This window comes from Owenweeksia hongkongensis DSM 17368, assembly GCF_000236705.1.
GTDB classification, from domain to species: Bacteria; Bacteroidota; Bacteroidia; order Flavobacteriales; family Schleiferiaceae; genus Owenweeksia; species Owenweeksia hongkongensis.
Window position 1 is genome coordinate 3573990 of the sequence record NC_016599.1, and the last position, 22609, is coordinate 3596598.

Below are 22609 nucleotides of genomic sequence, written 5' to 3' on the forward strand. Positions count from 1 at the left end.
TATGAAAATCTTAAGCATACTTTTCAGGATCAAGATTGATGGTGAAGGTGTGGGCATTTCTTCTGCCACTATTGCTGGTATGGTTGCCCAAGGTGCCTGCACTTATGGTTACCGGTACTTTTTCTCCATCACTAAGGAGTAGGAAGTAATCTTTGGAATTGAGAAAGTCTATCAACTGATCTTGCTCCTGCTTTTCAAAATACTGGGTGTTTATTTCAATGCTTTTTTGATAATAGGACTCAGTATGTACTTGGGTTCTATCTGTATCAGCTGTGGGGGTATCTACATATAGGTTGGCTGCTGTTTTGTTGAAGTTGGTAAAATGGCCTACCTCACCTGTAAACCGGTATACATCTGGCACACCAAAGCTATTCCTGTAAAGGATGTGTATTTCATCAATGTTTTTGGATTGATCTAACTCAAAAAATGCTGTATTGGAAAGTGCTGTAGTGAGATTGCTATTGTACACAGTGACACTCCAGGAGGTGATCACTTTGCCTTGCTGTACACTACTGGCAAATTCCTGCAGGCCTATTTTTATCATCCATAGGCTGTAGGCTTGCACATTGAGATTGGCAGGCTCCATGTTTTGAGTAGTGCCATCAGTAAAAAATAGCTTAGCCCTTACCCTGTTTTGGGTAGCAGTGGCCAATGGCATATAATATAGGTATATAGGCTCTGTGGGGCTTACTTTTCTGGTAGACCTATGTGTGAGCCATTTTGCCATTCCATTGAGTGATGAAAGGAATGAGCCATTTTTTCTGATATCTGTTTTGGATCTACCACCAGGTAAGAGGTATTTGGTTGCAGTCTTGGTTTGCTGAAAATACTGTAATGGGCTGCCATAGGCTTCTCCATACCTGATGAAGTACTTGAGCACCATTTTGGATACATCCTGAGACTGTGTGCCACCAGGTGATGGCCAAAGTGAGGTGTGCTGGTGCTTCAGTTCATCAGCAATATCAATGTGCACCTTATTGGCAATAGGGTGTGGTAGGTACTCTATTTCATTGAAAGTATTGGACAAAAAATGTGAATAAAAAATGGAGATAGGTATGGTGAAGTTTGACCTTCTGATGGCATCTACACCAGTAACTTTGGCCTGCTGTGTGATGGCAGTAGTGCTGTGAGTGATTTGCACATCATACTTAGCACCTTTGTTTTTGGCTTTTACCAAAATTTTATCTGGTGTGGCAAAGGAGAAGGTGAAATCATCAGTAAGCTGCTTGATGTTTTGGAAATCCGGTATGGCTGAGTTTTCTATCCAAGTGGAAAGATTGGTGCCAATAAGGCCACCCGGTAGTTTTACTGTAAAGTTTCCATTGGAATATGAGGTATTGAATAATACTGTAATAGAGGTTTCTCCATTATTCCATATAAATTCAATTTGCTGAAATGTATTTGGCAGAGCTGAAAACCTGAGGTATTCCTGATAGTATTCTCCTGCCTGTGCATATTCATTATCAGAAGCAGCAGCAACATTAAGGAATGAACCTGACTGCTCTACAGTATCTGGCTGGGTGACTAGGGTAACACTCATGCTTGATCTTCTATTTTGGTGTCTATGGACATCAGTCTCTTCATCTCCCTTATTTTGGAGTCACCAATATTAGCATTTACTCCATTTTGCAAAAGGACATTCAACACTGCTGTATTCATTTCAAGGGCTTCCCTAAGTCCAGTATCAGTACCTGTGGCTTTGGGGGTTTCTGATGGATAGTTTCCATCATTATAAGAATTGACCCTTTGCGGGGAGCCTTGCCTCATGCCTTGGATGGCTTCTATTACATCTGGCCTAAAGTTGATGAGTTTTTGGGTGGTGAGTCCATCTACTACCAGTTCTGGTCTTTTTTCTGCCACCAGCATGTTTTTTGACCTGCTGAAAGTAGGTTTGGTATAAAGACCGGTTGGTAGATTTTCATTTTGTGAAGCTTTGTATCGGTCTCCTTTATGATCAATCACATCATAGAGGCCATCATCATAGGAGTTGATTTTTGCAGCTTCATTGAGAGCAATACCTGCCTGTACAGCCCCTGTGGCTCCCAATAATGCAGAAATACCTAGTGCTACCGGATATGGGAATGTGGCAAAGGCATTCATGATACTTTGGGCTGTACTTATGGCAATAGTAGCTACTTTGGAAATAGCTTCCAGATAAGCATACTTCTTAGCAATCTCATGCCTTTTTTCTTCTTCCCTTTCTTTGGCTGCAGTATACCTTGCTTCAGCTTGTTCTCTTCTTTTTTGAAAGTCTTCTTCAGATTCACCCCTTCTTTGGGTTACTTCATAATCTTTTTGATCTACTTCATCAATTTTGGAAAGTTCAAAATCCTTTAAAGAGGTAACCAGATCAGAGAAGGCAGTGGCTACAGCTTGATAATCCTGTAGCTTTTTCTGCATTGCAGCTCTGTCTTTTTCTGCCTCATCCTCTCTATATCCATCCCTAAGAAGAGCTACTGCTTTGAGGTATTCTTCATGAGTGAGTAGGCCTACATTAAGTGAATCTTGTAGGTGTTTAAGCTCTTCATTCAGCTCTTCCTCTGGAGTAATTAGACCATATTTTTCTCTAAGCTGCTGTTGCTCTTTTAACCAATCTTCAGCTTGAGCTGCCTCATCTTCTCTGATCTTATCCCATTTCTCTTGGTTTTTCCTTACTTCTTCTGCATTATAGTCATCCAGATCTTTTTGCATTTGAGCAAGAAGCGCAGGGAGGTCTTCAACACTATATTTTTTAGCAAGAGCAATCAGCTTTGCATACTTATCCCTTATTATTTCCTCTTCATTCTCTGATGCTTTAAGAAGGAATTGCCTTATTTGTTCCTGTGCTTTAATTTGTTCTTTAGAGGCTGCTTCAGCTGCTTTTTTTCTTTGGTGCTCTTGATCTTCCTCATTGCCTGACCCAAACATTTTCTCTCTGAATTCATCAAAGCTTGACCCCAATTGATCAAACATGAACTTGTACTTTTCTTCAATTTCCTGTTTGGTATCATCTGTATTTTCTACTACATCTTTATTGAGTTGCTTTAATGACTCAAGAACTCCTTCCTGCAGATCAGCATCAGTTGGAGCTAGATCCTGTTGGCCTAAATTTCTTTCATTTTTGGCTTTAGCTATTTGCTTTTCCTGTTCATAAATACTTTTTAGGGCATTGGCCTGAGCTTCAATTGCATTTTTTATTTCCTCTTCATAGGCTGCATATAGTATTTTCTTTTCAAACTCAGCATTCATTTGCCTTTGCAGAGATACTATGTCTTCATAACTATCTTTTTCATCAATAAGATTTGGGAGGTACTCTCCATACTTAGTATTGATTTCACCAATGAGGCGGTTTCTATTTTCTACAGAAAACTCACCATTTTTTAGAGCTTCAATCTCTGCATTGATAGCTGCCTGGGTTTTTCTGGTTTTGTCCTCAAAGGTTTCGGTAGTAGTAATGGCTTTGGCTAAGCTTTTGGCAATATTTTCTATCCCTTTTACAAGGCCTCCAGAGATAAAGGCTTCATAGGCTGCATTTTTTATTCTCTCAAGATTACCAGCTAGGTTTTCATTTTTGATATTATACTCATTGACCAAAGATGTACCAGCAGCCATTGCCTGGTTGGCTTGGGCTTGTCTTACCTTAAGTTTTTCAGTATTGGCAGCTAAGCTAGAGAGTACTGAAACTGCCCGGGCACCATCAATATCCAGTTCATTGAGTTTTTCTACCATTACAGCCATGCCCTCATTATTGCCATTGAGGCCTTCTAAGAACTTAATGAAAGCTGCATTGGCATCCGTATTCATGAGCTCAGTGAAATCTTGAATGCCCATACCAGCTATTCTTGCATAGGTTTCGGTATCATCAAACATATTTACCAATGCCTTGGATGTGGCAGTGGCAGCAGTTTCTACAGATTGGCCAGCTTCATCAAATGTGGCAGCATAGCCCAACTGATCTTGTGCATTGATATTGACCTGATCTGAAATACCGGAAAGCCTTTTTAGGTAATCTACTAAGAAGGAGGCTTGGTTGTTACCTGACTGGGCAACCTGGTTTATACCAGAACCCAACTTTTCCATGGCATTGCCAAAGTCAGTACCATATTTAGTGCCTACCCTGTACTGTTCAGTGAGTTTACCAATATCTCTGATGGCTTCTTCACCTCCCAAATCATCACCAAGAGCTACCTTTAGCATATTGGCAGTTTCAGTAAATGCCAGAATATCTTTGGTGGAGTCTTTACCCAACCTACCAGCTTCTTCAGCTAATTTTAGGAGCTCAAGCCTTGGGGTTCTGGTGTCAAAATTGTCCAGCTCCAGAGTAAGGTCTCTTACTTGCTCTTTGGTAAGGTTGGTGGTTTTTTGTACATCAGCCTGTGCATCAGAAAGCTCAGCAGACATATTGACCAATGGAGTGAGGGCAAATACTAATCCAGAAACAGCTGCTGTTACAGCAAAAAGTATTTTACTTGCCTTACCTACAGAGTTGAACATTCTGGTTAAAGCATTTCCTGAAGCCTTACCCTGTACCTTTAAATGACCTAATCTGTTATTTACCTGATTCAGTTCAGCTTGCAATTCTCTATACCGGGCAGAATCTGGTATAGCATGCTTAAGACTTAATCTAAGTTCTGCTGCTTTGGATCTGAGCTGACCAATGGTGAGGCTTGTAATACCAATCTGCTCCTGCAGCTGGTGCATTTTCACCTTATTCTGATCCATTGCTTCGGTGTTCTTCCGCTGTTCAGCTGTAAGGTTTTTATATTCTTGAGTATTTTTTTTACCCTGTTTTACCAGCCTTACTTTTTCCAGTCTTAAATCTTCATTGGACTGCTTTAATTCTCTCTGTGTTTTTTCCAGTTTCAATAACTCAGCCTGTGCATCATCACCATTGATGACCACATTGAGCTTGAGGGTTTCATCTGAAATAGTTTTAGCCATTATGCTGAGATTTCAATATTGAGCTCAGCTGCCAGTTGTTGCCTTACTTCTTCAGTAAAGCCAAAGCTGAGTTTTTTGGAGATTTCATTGAGGTGACCAAAAATGATCCTGTTGTAAATGGGGTATGCCTTGCCTCTTCTTCTGCCAGATCCAGTAGTTTTTGGCTTTTTCATATCATGAAACCTGAGATACCTGAGGAAAGAAAGGGCAACCTGACCGGAATAGTTATCTGACTGACCAGAAAGAGCATGGCTTCTTTTGGTTTCCATATCTCCAGATTGGATCAAATAGAACCTTTGAATCAACCTTGTTTGATCTTCTTCTATAGCTTCTGCCTCTTCAGAAAGCACTTTAGCTATGTACTTTTTCTCAAGCAGGCTTTGGTCACCTCTGGTTTCAAATCTTTCTCTGGCTGTCATGTTACGAATATGGGATAGGAGCGGTAATGGGAAAAGGACAGGGGGAACCTCCCTGCCTTTCAGGCATCCCTCCTAAGAGGAGGGGAAGGACCACCCCACCTTACAGGCACCCCTCCAAAAACTGGAGGGGAAGGGGAATGTTTTACTTTTGTGAAATGGGAAGGAAGGAAACTATAGATGAAAAAGAAATAAAGCACTGGTACTGGCATGTGATAAGCCAAAGGGGTATATATAAGGAGCTGGGTGTGAAACAGAATGATGTGGCTAACTGGAGAAAGATGTACCGGAACCCAAAATGCAATCACAGTATAGGGCACATGCTATATGTGCTGAACCTTTCTGGTGCCTTGAAACTGGGATACCCTATGGTAGGGGAGCTTTGAAAATTATAAATCCCTTAAGATTTCAATGATCAGCATCCCTAATCCTGTCTTTTTTAGATGATTTGTAATTGTACTAAGCTTCATTTTTTCTAAAGGCTATACCTCCAATGCCAATGGCTGTGTTTCCTGATTTTCTTACATACTTGAGCACCACCCATTCTTCTGTTTTTCCATCCGGGCCAATGATGTTTTCTTTACCAATCCACTTGGTTTTGGTTCTTAGTACTCTCTGATCATTAATATGAAAGGCTTTGGAAATGTCCTCTGGCCATACTGCACTATCCTTTCTGCCAATGTAGTCCATCATGCTGTAGCCCCTTGGCTCTAGGAATACTTCTTCATAAGCATGATTGACTGATAGCATAGTGCCCTCTGTAGATTTGAGCCACATGGGCAGGGGAAGGTCAAAGTGTGAAGATTCAAACAGTACTATTTTGTTTTGCAAAGATTGGATGGTTCTCTCTAGCTCTGCCAGCCTAAGGGTATGGCTAAAAAGCTGCTGCTCTCTTTCCTTTTTTTCTTCCCTTAGGGTTTCATTGTCTTCTTTGATGACTTTAATGAGTTCTGTAAAGTCATCCCGCTTGTGCTTTCTGTTATTATTGAAATAGCTGAATATGCCAGAAATGACACCACTGCCCACAATAATGCTGATTATGTTTAACCAAAGTGGCATCACATGGTATCTTTTAGCATGAATGATATGGAGTAGCCATCACAGCCTGCCCGGTTGTGTTCTGGATCTGCATTGGCAGTACCATCATAATTGGCAAATAACTGGCAGGAGGTGCTATTGGCTAAATAGGCATTTACTTGCTGCCAAGCTTCAAAGCATTCCTGGTATACCGGTATTTCTTCACTCCTTTTCTGATTGTTGTAATCTACTTTTTTGAGGATGAAGAATACTATTACCTGAAAGGGGATGTTGGCATCTTTACTCCCTTTTACATCAATAGAAGGCAGGCCAGCTGCTAAGAATGGGCAATCATCTGCTGCTTTGAAATCTTTGATGAATTTACCCAAATGGGCATCATCAATGGTAACAAAGCCTTTTTTGAGCTTAGGGCAAGCTGCCACTATCTCTTCAATGAGTGTTTGATATTCTGCTGGGCCTATCATGTCTTTTTAGTTGCTCTTTTTGCCTTAAAGTGTGAATCAAGCAGGTAAATAAGGGAGTCCATCATGAGAGTTTCCTTTGTTTTATCTATAGTGCCAAATAAGCCACTTTGAGCCAAATCAAAAAGGACTGCCACAGGGCCAACTGATTCACCAGAATTACCACCAGAAAAGAGGGGGGAGAAGTTATAAACTCTGCCATCTGCCAAGTGAACATCTTGTGTGGTGATAAACTCTAAAGCTGACTGAAAGAAGAAGAAGAAGCCATAAATATGATACTCCTGCAAGGTGTTTACCAATGTGGTGGTAATGGGTTTTGATTTTCTGGATCCTCTTGCTCTTACCTTATGCATTAATACAAAAAGCTGCTGCAGGTATTTTATGTCCTGCTCCTGTGCATAGGCATTGGCCAGGGAGAGACCATCTAAAAACTGACCAATGGTAAGATCTGCAATGGCATCAGCAGGACCATAGTAAGTTCTACCATTATAATGGAAGGACTTGCAGTGATTGATAGCACAATCAGTAATGGGAGATACTGCTAAGCTTCCATCTTTTTGCTTGTGGGAGGTGAAGAAACCTTCAGTAAGGTCCATAATTTGAGCCAAGGCCATCATCTTTTCATCTGAAACTTTGCCAGTGTACTTCATATTCATAAGATGGTACACCCACATCACCTTGAACTCTACCAGACTGATATGCCCTTTGGACATCATAACCACCAGCTGTATGTAGTAGTGGTATTGGCTGGCTTTTAGTTCATAGATGTTTTCAGGGAAATCTATGGAAAGCTTGGCTTCTGGGATTTCAATTTTATGCACTCTTTTTCAGAATTACTTTGATGGATTTGTTTGACCGGTCTCTTACCACTTGCATTCTTTCTGTCTTTAGCTCATCTGCAAACTGGTGCTTGGCAAGCTCAAGGCATTGGTGTGGGTTAAGAGGGGACTTTTCCTTTTTTCTTCTGAGGTAAATAAGGATTTCCCTTTCCATGAGGTGTCTTCTTTGTTCGCGCTTTTGCATGTACTTGGTCAAGCGTTTTTGCATGCGGTCCATGTGCCTTTGCTTGAACCAATCTTTGATTTTTTGAAACATAATATGTAGGTATTAATCTGTGAAAAAATTCTCTTTGGTGGGATCATAGGGGCAGGGCTCTTCACTACTGGTAGTGGTGGGTGGGTTTTCTGCCAGATCTAAAGCAGTGATGTGATCTTCTAAGCGTTTCAGGTAGATTTCTACATCATTATTTAGCTCATCTGCTAATCTGTACCGGGCACCTTCTTGTGCTACTGATCCTGCTTTTCTGTTTAGGGTATCACCTCTGTAGCCTTGTACCAGTCCTACTGGCCAAAACTTGATGGAAAGCCTTTTTAAGCCCAATGAAATGGCAAATAGCCCCATTGGTTTTCTTATGAGAGAAAGGAGTTTTCTATCATCAGCATCTAAAGCTGTGGTGCCTTTTAACTTGGCTTGTAGGGCTTCAAATCTATCTAAGCCCAAGGTGGAGAGTACTACATCTTCCTGAAACTCTCTAAGGAATGGTGTCAACTTGAGGTATAGCCATCTTGACCGGTCAATGGGGAATATTCTTTCCAATTGGTCAGCATCAGAAATGATGAGATCAAAGTGGGCTTGCCTTTCATCAGAATCTTTCCATTCAGTAATGACATCCCTTTTTTCTTCCAGGTATTTTAGTAATTGGTCTACCTGCCTTTGGGCTTTTTTGTGGAGAGAGGCATCAGCTCTATCAATTTGCCATTCAAATGCTGGTTTTTCATTTTCAGAAACATGAATAGCTCTACCATTGCCTGTGTGGTTGATATCATTTTGGGCAGCAAATACTATGTAAGCAAAGTTGGCTACAGGTGCCTGTATGAGATATACCAGCCTATTGAGAATAATAAGTGTGGGATTAGCCTCTGCTGGTTGGTTGTAATCATTAGACAGGTAGTGAGTGAGTACCCTTTGGTATGTATCATCACCAATGAGCAGTCTGATTTCTTCAGATTCATACTCTAACTCTCCAGATATTTTGGAGTAGGCAAGGTCTGCATCCAAAAAGGAGCAATGCAAACGGACTTCATCTACATTATTAGCTTGTGATTTATTGAACAGTGCTACCATCGTTTACGCGGTCTTTTGGTGTTACGTCTTCTTGTTTTTTGGTGGTTTGTCGGTAAAAACCTAAGCGAATACCGGAACCCGGCCAGTTGACTTCAATTGCTCTGTTGATGGTGTCACATATTACTTCTTCTGGTATCTGCACCTCAGAGTTGATATAGTTGAGATAGGCATAGAGCTGCTCAGAGCCACTATTGGCAGTGCCATTAGAAATATTGGAGAGTGAAGGGTGCATGCCTAATCCAGCAGATGTGGAGTTGTCAAAAATCTTTTGGATGGAAAGCATGGAGTCTACAAAGTCTTTTACTTTTTGATCTATAGAATCAAACTCCCAACCCACTGTGTTTACATGTCTATCTGCTAAAACCTGAGTAATGGTTTCTGTAGTAACATATTTACCAGCATTTTCAGCCCCTGAAAGCACCTTTCCTATTTCGCGTTTTTTGTTGCGTTTGGCTTCAAGGAAATCTTCATACTTGAAGGTTTTTCCAGCTTCAGCTGCCCGGGTGCGCATTTCTTTTTCTTTGGCATCCCAGTACTCTTGTGGTATTTTGATGTGCCATGGCACTGTGAGGTTGTTGGCTACAAAGTTTTTAAGTAGAATGGGTATTACTGTGGACATGCCCATGGAAGGTTCTACAGAAAGGATATCAGGTAAGGGGTAGTGTTTTACAGCATAGGTGTAATTGCTGGCAAAGTGAATACCTACACCATGCTCAGTAAATCTTTCATCATGAACTCTTGGATATACTTTCCATGCTTTTTGGTGGCGGTGGTCCCAATCACCTACAATGATAAGATCCGGATCTTCTGTTTCCTTAGATTTTAGCTGTGCCAATCTGGCCTCTGCTGCTGGGACATGTTCTATCCGGGCTACTTTAGAAGGTCTGCCAATACGGGAACCTCTATCATTAAAGGTTTTGGAGGTGATGTACTCACCTTTATTGTAGTCATCTATGGCCTTTCTCAGGTATGACCTGTAGTTGAAAGACCTTAGCCATGCTTCAATTTCTGGGTTTTGGATAAACTCTTGTGATATCTCACCATCAGTGAACTTATGCTTGTAGAGAAAGGGGCCCATTCCCCAGGCTAAGAAAAGGCGTTTTTTTAGTACCCGGGTGCCAATAGGGTTTTGCTTTAGCATCTTTCTAATGCTCCTGTGTAGGGCATTGTTTTCACCAAAAGGAAATACTGTGTACTTGTCTACAGATATGGGGAGGTCATCCCACTCAAGCCCCATATTGTTGTGGGATAGATTGGACTGCAGCTCTGCCCTGTTGGTAGCTTTGTCCTCAAAGATGAACACTGATTGTTCTGTTGCTACTGCAGAGTATGCGCCTTGCTCCTCGTATCTCATGGTGTGATTACTTTAACTCCGTTTATTGATTTAATTAGAGGTATCCAACATGACCTATGCTCATCACGCTCCACATTGTACAGCGCCAGTTTCATGTCATCGTTTTTATCATCGGGATTACCTGGTCTTACTACACATTGGCTGATAGCCTTAGCTCCTCCTGCCTTACCGGTGCTCTCATCATAAGCCCAAAACTCAATCATGAAGGTGTTTCCTTCCTTGCTTTGGGCTCTTGCTATTGTGGCTGCTTGGTATACGTCCATGGGTAGTACTAGTCTTTATACAATACTAGCCATGCTCTATGCTATGGAAAAGGACAAGGGCAGTACCAACAGCACTCCATGACCAGTGATCGACACTCCACCGAGGTCACCCCGTCCCATAACGGGAATCATATCTCTCAAGGGGAGGGGTCGAACGTGCGCACACTTCCCCGAGAGAGCGGGGCGGTATAAATCGTGACTAAGTGTTTTGAGTGATGGGTTTTGACAAGGTATTTACCTGTCCTGCAGTGGGTTATGTGTTTTGATTTTTTGAAAATGCTGTTAAAAGGAGGTTACAGACAAATGACTTTTATGAAACAGGGTAGTTATTACCTATTTAGTAGTAGGATGGGAAAGTGAAATCCTATAAAAAGAAGTTTGGAGCAAAAAAAGAAACCCCAAGCGGTTGCAGTGCTTGGGGTTTTGTTTAATGTGATATGTCAAGTAAAACAATAAACAGGGTAAAATTATGAATTGCAAAGTATAAGTGGCCCTATTTACTCAAATATCTCGGGATCATCAAAGCGGAGTTCTGTTTTGCGGTGCTCAGCTGCTTCTAGCCATTGGGGACGGCAGAGCCAGTACTTAAAGGCATCACTCATGTTGGTGGAAAGCCAAATGAGTTTTTCCCGGTTGTCCTTGTATTTCTTTTCTGAGGTTTTGTCTTTTTGAATGGAGACTGAACCATCCCTGTCTTTTGAAATAATAACCTGAGCCTGCTCCATGCTGCTCAGCATTACCTTGCATTCATATTTATCTATAAGGAGCTGGGGTAGATCTGGGTTGGTGCCTTTCATCATTTGTAGAGCAAGATCAAACTCCTGAGAGTGGGTGATATTGCCTTGATTTCTGCTCATTAGATTTACCTTCCAGCCTGTAGGCCTGCCATCTCTGGTAAACTCAATTGCTCTTTTTATCTGGGAGGCAAAGTCTTTCTTAGATTTTGAGTAGTTATTGGCTGATCTATCATAGTATAGATCTAATTCCTTTTCTACCTGGGGCTCAAAAAAGGTGACAAATTTTTCTGCCAAGTCTTCTATCCACTCTGGGCTTACTGTATAAAACTGCTTGAGGGCTCTAGCCTTTGAACCTATGGTTTGCCCTATCACCAAGCTCATCATGTTACCAGTATCCAAACCAGCTTCTAATCTAAAATAGGGGTCTGCATGCCTTAGGCCTGATGAACTCTCTACCACATGACCAATGTCCATATCATCATAGTGGCTTTCATAAATGTAGCCATCTGTATACAGGCAGTTTTCTGATAGTCCAGGATAAAAGAGGGATGTTTTTGGTGGCTTGGGTTTATTAGATAGTACTGAGGTGGAAAACTCTTCTGAGCCCAAGGCTGCCAATGAATCTACAAAGAAATCAAGAGTAAGGATATCTACATTGATAAATGAGCTGGCCACATAAAAAAAGTAGCTCTTTTTTCTGATTTTATTGTATCTCTCCATCCATCTTTCTAAGTTCTTTTCTGCCAAAAGGGTGCTTTTGCCTTCTGCTTCTAAGTTTTGGATTTCTATCCGGATGTCATTCACCTCATAGGCTACTTCCAAAATGAGCTTGATCTGTTCAGGATCCATGTATTTTACCATGTCCATCATCCAATCATGCTCACCATGACTTGGGTTGGCCATATCACTGGTAAAGGTGTGGCCCAAATAGTAGGGAGATCTGGAAAACCTCACAAAATCACCACCCCTACTGGCTGGGGTAAGCTTATCCAGTTTCTTTTTGTCCAGGTACTTTCCTTCATCACCAAATACATGCTGGTAACTATCTCCTGCACCTACTGATGGCCTATCCTGACTGATAAACTTAAAGATGCAGCCATTGTAAATGCTAATGGTATGTACAAACTCATGTATGGGCTTGTAGGGCTTCTTAAAATGTGCTGGAGGCCTTTTGTTTACCACATAATGAATACCCTCTATCCAGCCTTTCCGGTTCCAACCTTCTAATAGGGCTGGCACCACATTCTTTATAAGGTTCATATAGGTATCTGCAGTAAGGGCAAACTGTGCCCCAGGCATGTCATAGCATATTTCCATGCTCCTTTCTGCCATTATATCTGTGGTTTTGGCACCACCTCTACCTACTATCAGGTACAGAAACTGTGAGCCCACCATATCTACCACCTGCTTTAGCCAACTGGCAAATCTGTGCTCTACCCGGTCACTTTCCTTTATCTGTCTCATTGTAGGTATTCAGAATTAGTTCAGGGGCTTCTATACCAGCATCTACCTTAATGCGTTTTTTGTCTGCTTCTGTTACAAACTCCCAATCATCAATGATTTTAGCCAGATCTCTTCTGTTTACCTTATCCTGTGAAAGCAGTCTAGGGTCTTGAGTGTACACCTTAACCGGTCTTTTGAATAGCTCTTCAGGGAATTTGGATTCTTGTGGCCTGTACTTAGTTCTGGCATCCATCTCACTAAGCAGTATTTTATGAGCTGTTTCATAATCCTTAATGCAGGTAGCAGAGTTGATAGTAGCTAAATACAACTGGTGCAGCTCATCAGCATAGTAGTTTCCCCAAGCCTCTAGCTTTACATCTTTTACTATGTAAAAAAAGTTGATGGCATCTGCATAAAAGTTGCCTGCCTGATATTCTGAAATTTCACCAGGATAAGCATTCACCAAGTACTTTACTATAAATTTTTTTGACTTTTTGCCCGGTTCATCATTGCACTGGCCAGTCATAAGCTGCTGCACCTGCTTTAGCACCTGTAGGTAAAAGGCCTGATCTTGTGTAAGGCCTTCATTAGATCCACTCTCAATGTATTGCTTAATGAGCTCAGGATTGATGTTTTCCAAACTTTCAGCCATTACAATTCACCATTTAGGAGCTTATTCCGGTTTATTTGAAATTCTCTGGCTGCCACTATCTGCATATGTTGCTTGGCAGCAGCAGGATCACCAATAGCCAAACCAGCAATGCCCATGGCTATTTTGCCCTCTACCAGCAGTATTCCTCTATCATAGTGGTATCTGATGGTAGAATCTGGGTCATCCCATTGTTTTTTAAAAGCTCTTACATCTGTATTCAGAAAAATGGCAATTTCTCTAGGGCCATATCCAGCCCCAGCCAATTGCTCTATGGTTTGCTCATCAGTAAGTTCTATTTCTGGTAAATCATCCATATTGCTAATAAAAGCAAGGGATAGGGGAGGGAAAAGGACTTAATGAGTAGGGAATAAGGAGTAGGGAGTGTATCATTTTGTTGGCTTCAACAAAATGATACAGTTATCTGTACTTGACAAATTGGGGAGGAGTGGCAATATTTGTTTCCAGATTTGAATTATTTGTGAACCAGTTTATCCAGTTACTCTTGGCACTTTTGTTCTTGACAACAGATTACAACATGGAGCAATCCAAATTAGATTTACTGGAATTAAAGATATGGACCGGCATAGGGGTGAAAGTCCCTCAGCTTTTTCTATTGCTCCGCAATGGATCTGTTGTCAGTGACCGGTCCTCTTTATTAATCACTAATACTTTTCAAAATGACAACAGAGAAAAGCGATTCCCCAAAAACCAAGCAACTAAGCCCTGTAGATCAGGCCTTGCTTACTGAACTGAAAGAGCTCACCATAAGCTCAGAAACCATAAGGCTATTAGGCTTTATGCAAGAACTGGAACCGGGCAAGGTTGCCAGAAACATCACCCACAATATTTGTGAACTAGCTATGCTCACAGAAAACCAAACAGGTAGTGGATTTACCAATATGGAGGTGGTTACCTATCTCAGATTACAGCTTTTTCTTATGAGTTGGCAGGAGGATATTGACCAGGAATAGGTATAGTGTAAAAGTAAATAGCCCCAATTATGGGGCTATTTTTTTACTCTTTAAAATCTAAAGCCTTGATAAGGCCTACAATCTGCTCTAGTTCCCATTCCCGGTACATCAGCTTCTCTCTCCTGCTTTTTTGTAGTTCTGGCAGGGTGTTTTCCTTTAGCTTTTTTCTAAAGTCATTTATAGACTTCTCAGTGGCTCTTTTCTTTTTGAGCAGCTGCATACTGGTGAGTTTTTCCAGCTCCTTTTTGGCCAATAGCTTTTTAAAGATGGGATGCTCCCCCAATATTTCATTATGCTGCTTGTAATATTCCAATTCAGCATATATCTGCCTGTTTTCTTTAAAACCAGTAACCACCTGCAGGACTGTATCCTGTAGGTGGTCATATTTTTGATCTTCTAACTGGTGCCTGCCTTCTCTGTATTCTTCCCAGCAGGTAAATTTTAGAGTAACCAGCTGCTGTAGCTCTGGTGGGCAGTTTCTGTCTCTCAAAAAAGGAAACTCATCTCTGAGTTTTACTCCTGTTCTTGTGGCTTCTCTGCTTTTTTTTTCTGGGCAGCCAAGTGAGAGTCATAAGCTCTTAATGCTCCTACCAAGTCAGCCTTGCTTTTTCCTGCAGGTGCAAATTCTTCTGGTAGTGCCCCAGCTTCTTTTCTTATGTCATTCCACTTCATAGAGTCAAAGCGGTCTTTTTCAGCTGTATCTTCATCAGATTCATCTACACCTGTACCCACTTTTCCTTGTCCTACAAGCTCCAAAACTTTTCCAGTTTCTTGGGTATCAACATTTTCTTTTTTAGCATCAATTCTTTCAGCTAATAGAGAGTTCATTTGACCTGCTGGTATGCCAGCCAGTTTGCACAATTCATAATGAACTTGATTGCGGTTGGCCTCAGTATCATGCAAACGGGCAAAGCCAGCTGCAAGGGCCATATTTCTTCCCGGTAGGGATTGATAAAGAACCACACCACCAGATAGTGAGCGGTCTGTTTGAAGATAATTTTGTACTTTTTCCTTAGTCTGAGACATAGCTATGTATTTTAAAGCTAATATGCTATGAATAAAATAGGGCTAAAAGGACAGGGGAGAGTAGGGAGTAGGATTATGGAAATAGAGTACTAATGGATAAGAGAAGTGAAGATATTGTGGGCAGACTGGTGATCTGTGGAATTATATTGGTGCTTTATGGGTTGTACAAGCTAGTTCAATATTTAGTGAACTAATCTATTTCCTGTGTCCTGTAGGAAGCTCCAAATTCTTTTTAGAACCAGTAGAGTCCTGTTGATTATCTATTGTATTTAGTAATACAAGGGTTAGTAAGCATATCATCACATACACAATGAAAATTGTGGAAAGATGCTTTTCAATAAAGTTGAAAATTGATTTCATAGGCTCAAAAATAAAAAAAGCCCCACAATACTGAGGGGCTTTCCTTGACTTGAAATCCTTTACCTACATCAGGACCTCGATAATTCTATAAAATTAAAACCTGCTCCAGCATTTTTAAATGCAGTGAAGGTGATAGAAGCCCCCTCAGCTGCTGTCCAGGTTACTCCATCTTTCAATTGGAAGTCATTACCACTTGGTATGGTAGAAGCATTGGCTCCACCAGTTCCCAATAGGGTGTATGATTCTCCATGCACAGCATCATCCAATGTGGTGATTTCTGTAGCAGCTGTGTTTTCACTCAGCTGATACTGACCTGATCCTTCAGATACTGATGGGCTGGTATCATCATCAGCTATTGTAGCCAATGGTGCAGAGTAGGTATGTGTACCACTATACTTACCTGGAGGAAGTGAAGTTCTACCCACACCAGCAAGATTCAGCATAGTCTTCTTGGCTGTAGAATCATCTTGGCCTTGTGGCACTATCTGCAATGGGTGGCAGGGTGTACCCAACACTTTGTCATAATCAGAACCACACTCATGCACTACTGCAATTATGTTTTGGTTCAGATTGTTTACCACCCACTCATTAAGCTCTAATGAATCACCAGGATGCTCCATTGCCAAGGCATGAATCAAACCTCTTGCATCAGTTTCCCCTTCAGTAGTGTATCCGGGTGCTGTCTTGTCAATGGTTCCATAAAACCTTGTAGCATACTTACCAGGCTTACATTGGATGTTTTGAGGAATCAAAACTCCTTTTTCATCCCTCTCTAGTGATGATTGCACTATCTCATCCAATTTATAGAAAGTAACCATGTCTTTCTTATTCTTGGGAGCTCCACCACCTACTGTTTTGAAAACATCTACAGCAATGTAGCCTGCCATAGCATAACTCACACCTTCAGCTCCAAGCTGTATTCCGGTTATAGCCAAATCATGCACACCTACTGCCACAAGGGCCAGCATTACTATACTGAAGAGACCATAATTTTTTAAAAACTTTTTCATGATATTATTCTTGTTTTTGATTGATAAAACCCTGACTGCCTAAGCAGCCAGGGAATGATCAGGATTATTAGCCTCTATTAGTTTCAATGAACTTACCACCTTGGTAAATCACATCTACAAACACTCCTGTAGTAAGGGTGATACCAGCAGATAGCCTGCTAAACTTACCAGTCTTAGCAATGGTAGTTGCATTAGGGTTATCAGATCCACCTTCAAGTCTGTAAGTCATGCCTTCCTCTGCATTGGTAATATCAGTGATGGCAGTAGCCCCAGTATTGGTACCGGTAATAAAGCGGGTTCCATCAGCTGCATCAGCTGTAGTAGCATCAGGAGCAAGGATTACAAACTCCTCTATGCGGATATCCTCATTTCTGTAGATCTCTACAAACTTACCATCACTTGGTCTCTTGTATAGCTTGATCATGGTCTTACTATTCAAGGTAACTGAGCCTGTAAGGTCAAAGTTCCCACTATTAGCAATAGTGCTTGCATTGGTGTCACTTCCACCATATAGGTAGTAGTACTTTCCATTTTCAGCATCATCAATGTTGGTGATAGCTGTGGCTCCTGTATTTGCAGCAGTAATCAATACATTATGATACTGAGCAGAAGGAGTAGCATCATCAGCAGCCATTGGCACTTTTACATCAGTAAGTAGCTCCACATCATTACACCAGAAAATTTGGTTATTGTAGTCCACTGGAGTACCAGCATCCCACTGCATTCCAAACACATCCACATGAGCTCCCATTTTATAATCTCCAAGAATGAAGATTTGTCTCTTCAGGTACTCAATAGTAAGAAGTGCTTTTTCTCTTGGCACATTTTCCAAAATTTTGATGTTGTCATCAGGAGTAATGTAGTGGAAGTTTGTTCCTTCCAGGTAATCCACCTTTTTCAGTTGGATATTTGGGAAACCATCTACTGACATATCACCTTCCTTATAGGTAGGGTATGTACCTTCCAATAGTTTCTTTTTCTCAATGTACCATCTCAAGTGAGTTGGAGACATACCATAATCCAATCCTGGCATTGTTCTCTTCTCCTCAGGAAGCTTCTCACACATGCTTTTCACATAGTCCACTATATTAGATGGAGTAGGAGTTCCCAAGTTTTTGAATGGGTTAAAAGTCTTGTACATGTTGTCAATTACCAGCTTCAAAAATCCATTAGAACGGAAAATGAAAGACTGAGCCTCAGTACGGTCTACATCAGGATTGTAAACACCTTTTACAATTACTTGATCATCCTCCTTGCGGGCTTGCTTCAATAAGTGCTCCCAAAGCATTCTTACCAAACTCATTTTGTTTGGCTGAGAACCTTCTTTATTGAAACGGTTCATCCAGGATGTTTCAATTTGCTGCAACTCATACCCTTCAAACTGGATATCAATTTGTACTGGATATACTTTACCTTCTAGTGGAATGAACTTTTGTTTGTTTTTAGGCAACCAGTTCTTTTTTCTTCCCTGAGTGATTTCCTGAGTAAGGATACCTACATAACCAATTCTATCATCTACACCAGATATTACCTCCCAGTTGCTAGGAATACCTCTATAGTCTTGCATAATGTCAAGCACTTCTTGGCGGTCTTCTCTCCAGTAGGCTTCAAAATCCTGATTGATACGGGCAATGTTTGCAGCATCCCAGTTGGTTGCAGCAGAAATCAAACTTGGATCAGCACCAGGTGCAGTAGCAGCTTTTAGCCTTTGGTTCCAAGGTCTATCAGCAGTAAGGGCATCATAACTTTTGCCAGAGGCAAAAAGGTGAGTGGCAGAATGTACTAATGACATTTTTCCTTTAGGGTTAGTTAATAATTCAGGCTTGTCATGCTCAGGTAGATTGGATAGAGCATCAATTTCTTCCTGCTGCTTGGTGAATTTGGCTTGCAATTCTGCAATCACTTCATCAGTTGACTTTTCAGCTTTAGGTGAAGCACTATTGCCACCTTTGTTGCTGTTGTCAGCTTCAGCACCAGTAGCTGGGGCATCAGCAGCTGCTTCTTTCTCTCCTAAAAGAGCTTTTAGCTTTGCTTTGGTTTGATCTCTCTCACCTTCAAGTTTTGCAACTTGTTCAAACTCTTCATTGGCAGCTTTTTCAAAGTTGTCAAATAGAGCTGGGTCTCCAAGGGCTTCAATAAGCTCCTCCTTTTGCTCTTTAGAAAAGGAGAGCTTTCCTTCTTGTTGAGGCAAAGCCTTCATCCCAAACAGGGACATGACCATTGCCTTCACTTCTTTCCAATTTTTCATTTTTGGATCGGGGGGTTTTAATTAAACATTAGCCTTCAATGCTATTTTTAGCATGTGTTTTTTATCATTTGCCAGTTCTCTCACTTTTTCCTGAGCTGCCTGCATATTTCCTTTGCTATCTGCTAAGCCTACTGCAATGGCATCATCAGTAAAAAACATTTTGCCAGTAAGCACACCTACTTCATCAGCTTTTAGCTTATTGCCCCTTTGGGCTTTTACAGCATTTTGGAAATTTTTGGCAAGAGGGGAGAGCATTTCTTCCTGTATCATTTCATACTTGCCTTCCAGTAATAATTCAAAGGCCTTATTCTTATGAGTAGATTCAGGAGCATATACAGTATGGAACTTTACACCCTCAGCTTCCAGCTTGGGTCTTATATCTGCCAGAGAAATCATTACTCCTATGGAGCCAAAGGCAGCAGAAATATTATTGGAAGCCATAATATGATCAGTGTGGCTGGCCACATAATACATGGCACTGGCACAAGTATCACAAAGAGCCACCACTGGTTTTGTTCTGGCATTGAGCACATCAGTATAGGGTGAAATAGCATTTACAGCTCCACCACCTGAATCACCAATCAATACTGCTCCTACTACTTTAGGATTGGCCAAAGCCATTTTCATATAAGCAGCTATTTCTTCAGCACCATAATCACAGTAGCTACCATATTTGGTAAAGGCACCTATTACTTCAATTACTGCCACAGCATTGTTTGGCAATGCATCCGGGTTTTTAAAGTCATGCATGTACCTGTTGCCAGATTCATCCATATAGGTAAGCACAGATTTTGGAGAAGCATCCAGAGATACATCTAAGGCATTAGGCCTTTTGTCCAAAAATTGCTGAATGACATGGGTGTAATTAAATACAGACTCATAATGGATGGCCCATTGTGAGTTTAAGATTGAATGATAAAGCTTGTTGAGTTCCACCTGTAAGAATTTACTTCAAGAATAGAAGTATGGGGTGGATGTGAAAAGGACAGATTACAAAGGCATTTTAGCCTGTAAATAGTGGTTTTGTAATTGCAAACAGTATTTTATTGGTCTATTGTTTTGTTAATCAGTTGTTTAACCTATAAAAAACGCTTATTTTTTATGTCCGCGAATTTGCCAATTATTTTAATTTCCTGTCTATCAATAACTTACCTCCTGATTTTTTTTCCCTTAGGTAAAGGGAGTCATTTACTTTTTCGTAAACCGACTTTTTGAGTGGAAATTTATGTCTCTGGTACATTTTCATGAGCCTGTCATAGTTGTACTCAGTGTCCTGCAGGTGGTATACTTTTATGATATCTTCAATGGCCTGTTTTAGCCCACCTCTTTTTTGGCCTGCAACTCTACCAGCAATGTATGAGATGCATGAGTTTTCAAATTCTATTTGATAAAGCTCATTTATTAACTCCACAGCTTGTGGATCCACTTTCAGTTCACCAGTCCTTCCATCAGCATACAGTTTCTTTCTGTGATCTCTTTTTGGTATGGATACAGTAAGGGCAAAACCCTTTTGAGGTTTCTTGATACCAGGATAGTCAGCTTTCTCCAAAATCACTCTTATGATTTTGCCATGCAAAGAGCGCATGCTTATTTTTATTACTCTATGCCTGTATATTTCATCAGAATATACTTCTGACTTAAGGGTGTAAAATAGGTATTGAGCCAAGTGAGGCTTGAAGGGGAAGGTGAGGAGCTGCTGGTTTTCACTCATGGCACTAAATTAAAATTTCCAAATTGGCAATAGATGTTTCTTTATTGGAAGTTTTTCACAGGTTTTACAACCATAATTTTTTGGCAAGCAATATGGCCAACCATAGTCCTAATGCTAAAACTACCCACCACCACTGAAAGGTCCATTTAGTTTTTTCATCAATGGTTTCTACACCCTGCTTCTCACTTTCTGTAATGGTAAGTTTTGTAGCTGCCCTTTCTGGCACTTTCACCTCCAGCTTTGGTGTGCCTGTAGCCTTATCAGTGTATTGCTTTGCTTCCACACCACTTACAGGGTCTTTCCACCTAGTGGTATCAGGAGCAAAGGGAGGTATCACTTCACCCGGTTCCACATCTATAGGATCCAGTGTGGCTTTTAGCTCAGGCACTTTTATAGTTTCAGTGATTTCCTTCTTTTCAGTTTCAGTCCATTGCTTTTCACTTTTCTTTTTATGGCTGGCACAGCCAATAAGAAAAGGCATTAGTAAAATGAGAAGCTTTTTCATTGCCCAGCTTTTTTCCAGTTATCTGTCCATCTGTTTCTATGAGGTTTACCAGGTCTCCAGGCTTTTATGTAATAATGCCAAGCAGCTTCTTCAGTAGTGGGTATTGATCCGGGTAATGTCCAAAGCAATAACCGGGCAAAGCAAGCAGCCAGCAAATCATTGTGCTGCAGCTGAAAGTGAACATCAGTTTTGTTGGTAGTGCCTATTAGATTCATACAAATCTCCTGAGCCATAATAGCTGTAGAAGGATGATTGAGCACACCAGTTACACCACCACCAGCTTCAAACTGCCAAAAACCATTAGCAGGGCCACCATTGTGCTGTACCCTAGCTTCAAAACCACTTTCTTGATAGCCAATAGCCAACATCATTCTTTCTACACCAATAGTGAGAAATTGGGGCCCCATAAACTCTATAGCCTCACACACTAAATCTTTTGCTTGCTGATGGGTCATTAGATTCAGATTTTACTTGCCTGATTTTCTATCATAATCCTGAACTGTGGAAGACTGGAGAAATCCACCCTTTCTTTTGGCCCATTGCAATACCAATTCAGGAACTGCACCTACCACCAGATAAATCAGATCATTTAAGGTAACCTCTCCTGAAAAGAGACTTACAGCATTATCCCAATTCAAATGAATAGCAATACTAATGGCAATAGACAGGGCTAGTGACATCAAAATTTTCTTCCAGGTATCTTGCAGGAAGAATACTAAGTTGAATTTCTCAGGACTAGCCTCACTATCTTTATTCCTTTTCAGGATGTCATATATCTGGGCTATTAAGAACCCTAGCAAAGTGTTTACTAAATACATAGCTGCTGATTTAATTGTTTATTTTATGGCAATTACAGAAAAAGCAATGGAGCTGAATAGGTCACAAAAAAGAGGCTACTAGGCCTCTTCAATTCTCACATTATGCCAAACACTTTCCTTTTTCTATGCTTCTGCTATTTCCTTAGCTTCTCTATTTATAATTAATCTTTAATTCTACTGAATAACTGTGTCTCGCTCTGGGTGAAAATCCGACCAAAACAATGGCGAAAAACCTCCGTAGTTAAAATTTGGGTATTCTTCTAAAACAGGCTCTGTATAGGCATTAAATAGCAAGAAGTCTCCCTCTTGTACGTCCTTATATATTCCCATGTCTTTACGGGTGGCAAACCTGTTTATTTGCACATCACTAACATCCCTCTCTATAATCATTTTACTTAAAGTTAAAGACTCACAGTCATAAACAGTCTCACGCATAATGTTATAGGTGCCCTCACCCATAAAGTTCTGGACTATAACCGCACTATCCTGACTTGTACATTGAAAGGCAATACACATAAACATTCCAACTAAAAAAACTACACCCTTTTTCAT

25 protein-coding genes are annotated in these 22609 nt (G+C 40.8%); 2 read left to right on the top strand and 23 right to left on the bottom strand.

Translation table 11 applies throughout. The annotated features are described in order from the left end of the window. Positions 1–10 precede the first annotated feature (10 nt). From OWEHO_RS15770 to OWEHO_RS15780, 3 genes are read right to left on the bottom strand one after another with little or no spacing between them, the layout of a single operon-like run. The gene (locus tag OWEHO_RS15770) at positions 11–1540 is read right to left on the bottom strand and encodes a hypothetical protein (RefSeq protein ID WP_014203490.1); all 1530 of its coding nucleotides are present in this window, start codon (positions 1538–1540) and stop codon (positions 11–13) included. Next, positions 1537–4920, bottom strand: coding sequence for a phage tail tape measure protein (locus OWEHO_RS15775; RefSeq protein WP_014203491.1), 3384 nt, complete (start codon positions 4918–4920; stop codon positions 1537–1539). Before OWEHO_RS15775 ends, OWEHO_RS15770 begins: the two co-directional genes overlap by 4 nt. After that, on the bottom strand, positions 4920–5339 hold the full coding sequence (locus OWEHO_RS15780) for a hypothetical protein (RefSeq protein WP_014203492.1): 420 nt from the start codon (positions 5337–5339) through the stop codon (positions 4920–4922). The genes OWEHO_RS15775 and OWEHO_RS15780 overlap by 1 nt, the downstream gene beginning before the upstream one ends. A gap of 137 nt (positions 5340–5476) precedes the next feature. On the opposite strand from OWEHO_RS15780, the gene OWEHO_RS15785 reads away from it, so the two are divergent. Then, positions 5477–5722 (top strand): hypothetical protein, encoded by a 246-nt coding sequence (locus tag OWEHO_RS15785; RefSeq protein ID WP_014203493.1) that lies wholly within the window; start codon positions 5477–5479, stop codon positions 5720–5722. A 73-nt stretch (positions 5723–5795) separates the two neighbouring features. Here the strand turns inward: OWEHO_RS15785 and OWEHO_RS15790 are convergent, their stop codons facing one another. From OWEHO_RS15790 to OWEHO_RS15835, 10 genes are all read right to left on the bottom strand, one after another. After that, positions 5796–6395 (bottom strand): PAS domain-containing protein, encoded by a 600-nt coding sequence (locus OWEHO_RS15790; protein ID WP_014203494.1) that lies wholly within the window; start codon positions 6393–6395, stop codon positions 5796–5798. After that, positions 6395–6838, bottom strand: a complete 444-nt coding sequence (locus OWEHO_RS15795) for a hypothetical protein (protein ID WP_014203495.1) — start codon at positions 6836–6838, stop codon at positions 6395–6397. Before OWEHO_RS15795 ends, OWEHO_RS15790 begins: the two co-directional genes overlap by 1 nt. After that, positions 6835–7656, bottom strand: coding sequence for a hypothetical protein (locus OWEHO_RS15800; RefSeq protein ID WP_014203496.1), 822 nt, complete (start codon positions 7654–7656; stop codon positions 6835–6837). The genes OWEHO_RS15795 and OWEHO_RS15800 overlap by 4 nt, the downstream gene beginning before the upstream one ends. Next, the gene (locus OWEHO_RS15805; RefSeq protein ID WP_041627678.1) at positions 7649–7930 is read right to left on the bottom strand and encodes a hypothetical protein; all 282 of its coding nucleotides are present in this window, start codon (positions 7928–7930) and stop codon (positions 7649–7651) included. Before OWEHO_RS15805 ends, OWEHO_RS15800 begins: the two co-directional genes overlap by 8 nt. A gap of 12 nt (positions 7931–7942) precedes the next feature. After that, positions 7943–8959: a DUF6712 family protein gene (locus tag OWEHO_RS15810; protein WP_014203498.1), complete on the bottom strand. Its 1017-nt coding sequence runs from the start codon at positions 8957–8959 to the stop codon at positions 7943–7945. Beyond that, positions 8940–10313, bottom strand: a complete 1374-nt coding sequence (locus OWEHO_RS15815) for a hypothetical protein (RefSeq protein ID WP_014203499.1) — start codon at positions 10311–10313, stop codon at positions 8940–8942. Before OWEHO_RS15815 ends, OWEHO_RS15810 begins: the two co-directional genes overlap by 20 nt. After that, positions 10310–10576: a hypothetical protein gene (locus tag OWEHO_RS15820; RefSeq protein ID WP_014203500.1), complete on the bottom strand. Its 267-nt coding sequence runs from the start codon at positions 10574–10576 to the stop codon at positions 10310–10312. Before OWEHO_RS15820 ends, OWEHO_RS15815 begins: the two co-directional genes overlap by 4 nt. Before the next feature lie 497 nt (positions 10577–11073). Further along, a complete protein-coding gene (locus OWEHO_RS15825; protein WP_014203501.1) occupies positions 11074–12777 on the bottom strand; it encodes a hypothetical protein in 1704 nt (567 codons plus the stop codon). Further along, a complete protein-coding gene (locus OWEHO_RS15830) occupies positions 12755–13408 on the bottom strand; it encodes a hypothetical protein (RefSeq protein WP_014203502.1) in 654 nt (217 codons plus the stop codon). The genes OWEHO_RS15825 and OWEHO_RS15830 overlap by 23 nt, the downstream gene beginning before the upstream one ends. Beyond that, positions 13408–13722 carry a hypothetical protein gene (locus OWEHO_RS15835; protein ID WP_014203503.1) on the bottom strand — a complete coding sequence of 105 codons (315 nt, stop codon included), beginning with the start codon at positions 13720–13722 and terminating at the stop codon, positions 13408–13410. The genes OWEHO_RS15830 and OWEHO_RS15835 overlap by 1 nt, the downstream gene beginning before the upstream one ends. A 363-nt stretch (positions 13723–14085) precedes the next feature. On the opposite strand from OWEHO_RS15835, the gene OWEHO_RS15840 reads away from it, so the two are divergent. After that, on the top strand, positions 14086–14379 hold the full coding sequence (locus OWEHO_RS15840) for a hypothetical protein (protein WP_014203504.1): 294 nt from the start codon (positions 14086–14088) through the stop codon (positions 14377–14379). A 43-nt stretch (positions 14380–14422) separates the two neighbouring features. Here OWEHO_RS15840 and OWEHO_RS15845 read toward each other — a convergent pair whose 3' ends face one another. The 10 genes from OWEHO_RS15845 to OWEHO_RS15890 form a co-directional block, all read right to left on the bottom strand. Further along, positions 14423–14869, bottom strand: coding sequence for a hypothetical protein (locus tag OWEHO_RS15845; protein ID WP_014203505.1), 447 nt, complete (start codon positions 14867–14869; stop codon positions 14423–14425). A gap of 23 nt (positions 14870–14892) precedes the next feature. Continuing rightward, on the bottom strand, positions 14893–15405 hold the full coding sequence (locus OWEHO_RS15850; protein ID WP_014203506.1) for a hypothetical protein: 513 nt from the start codon (positions 15403–15405) through the stop codon (positions 14893–14895). Positions 15406–15833: 428 nt separating this feature from the next. Beyond that, entirely contained in the window at positions 15834–16775 is a 942-nt protein-coding gene (locus OWEHO_RS18080; RefSeq protein WP_014203507.1) for a hypothetical protein, read from the bottom strand. 67 nt (positions 16776–16842) lie between these two features. Beyond that, positions 16843–19023 carry a hypothetical protein gene (locus tag OWEHO_RS15860; protein ID WP_014203508.1) on the bottom strand — a complete coding sequence of 727 codons (2181 nt, stop codon included), beginning with the start codon at positions 19021–19023 and terminating at the stop codon, positions 16843–16845. 21 nt (positions 19024–19044) lie between these two features. Further along, entirely contained in the window at positions 19045–19959 is a 915-nt protein-coding gene (locus tag OWEHO_RS15865) for a S49 family peptidase (protein ID WP_014203509.1), read from the bottom strand. Between the two features lie 184 nt (positions 19960–20143). Next, the gene (locus OWEHO_RS15870; RefSeq protein ID WP_014203510.1) at positions 20144–20734 is read right to left on the bottom strand and encodes a hypothetical protein; all 591 of its coding nucleotides are present in this window, start codon (positions 20732–20734) and stop codon (positions 20144–20146) included. A 64-nt stretch (positions 20735–20798) separates the two neighbouring features. Further along, positions 20799–21239: a hypothetical protein gene (locus OWEHO_RS15875; protein ID WP_014203511.1), complete on the bottom strand. Its 441-nt coding sequence runs from the start codon at positions 21237–21239 to the stop codon at positions 20799–20801. Then, positions 21236–21694 (bottom strand): hypothetical protein, encoded by a 459-nt coding sequence (locus OWEHO_RS15880; protein ID WP_014203512.1) that lies wholly within the window; start codon positions 21692–21694, stop codon positions 21236–21238. Before OWEHO_RS15880 ends, OWEHO_RS15875 begins: the two co-directional genes overlap by 4 nt. 12 nt (positions 21695–21706) lie before the next feature. After that, complete coding sequence (locus OWEHO_RS15885) at positions 21707–22057, bottom strand: hypothetical protein (RefSeq protein WP_014203513.1); 351 nt, start codon at positions 22055–22057, stop codon at positions 21707–21709. A gap of 174 nt (positions 22058–22231) precedes the next feature. Continuing rightward, complete coding sequence (locus OWEHO_RS15890) at positions 22232–22609, bottom strand: hypothetical protein (protein ID WP_014203514.1); 378 nt, start codon at positions 22607–22609, stop codon at positions 22232–22234.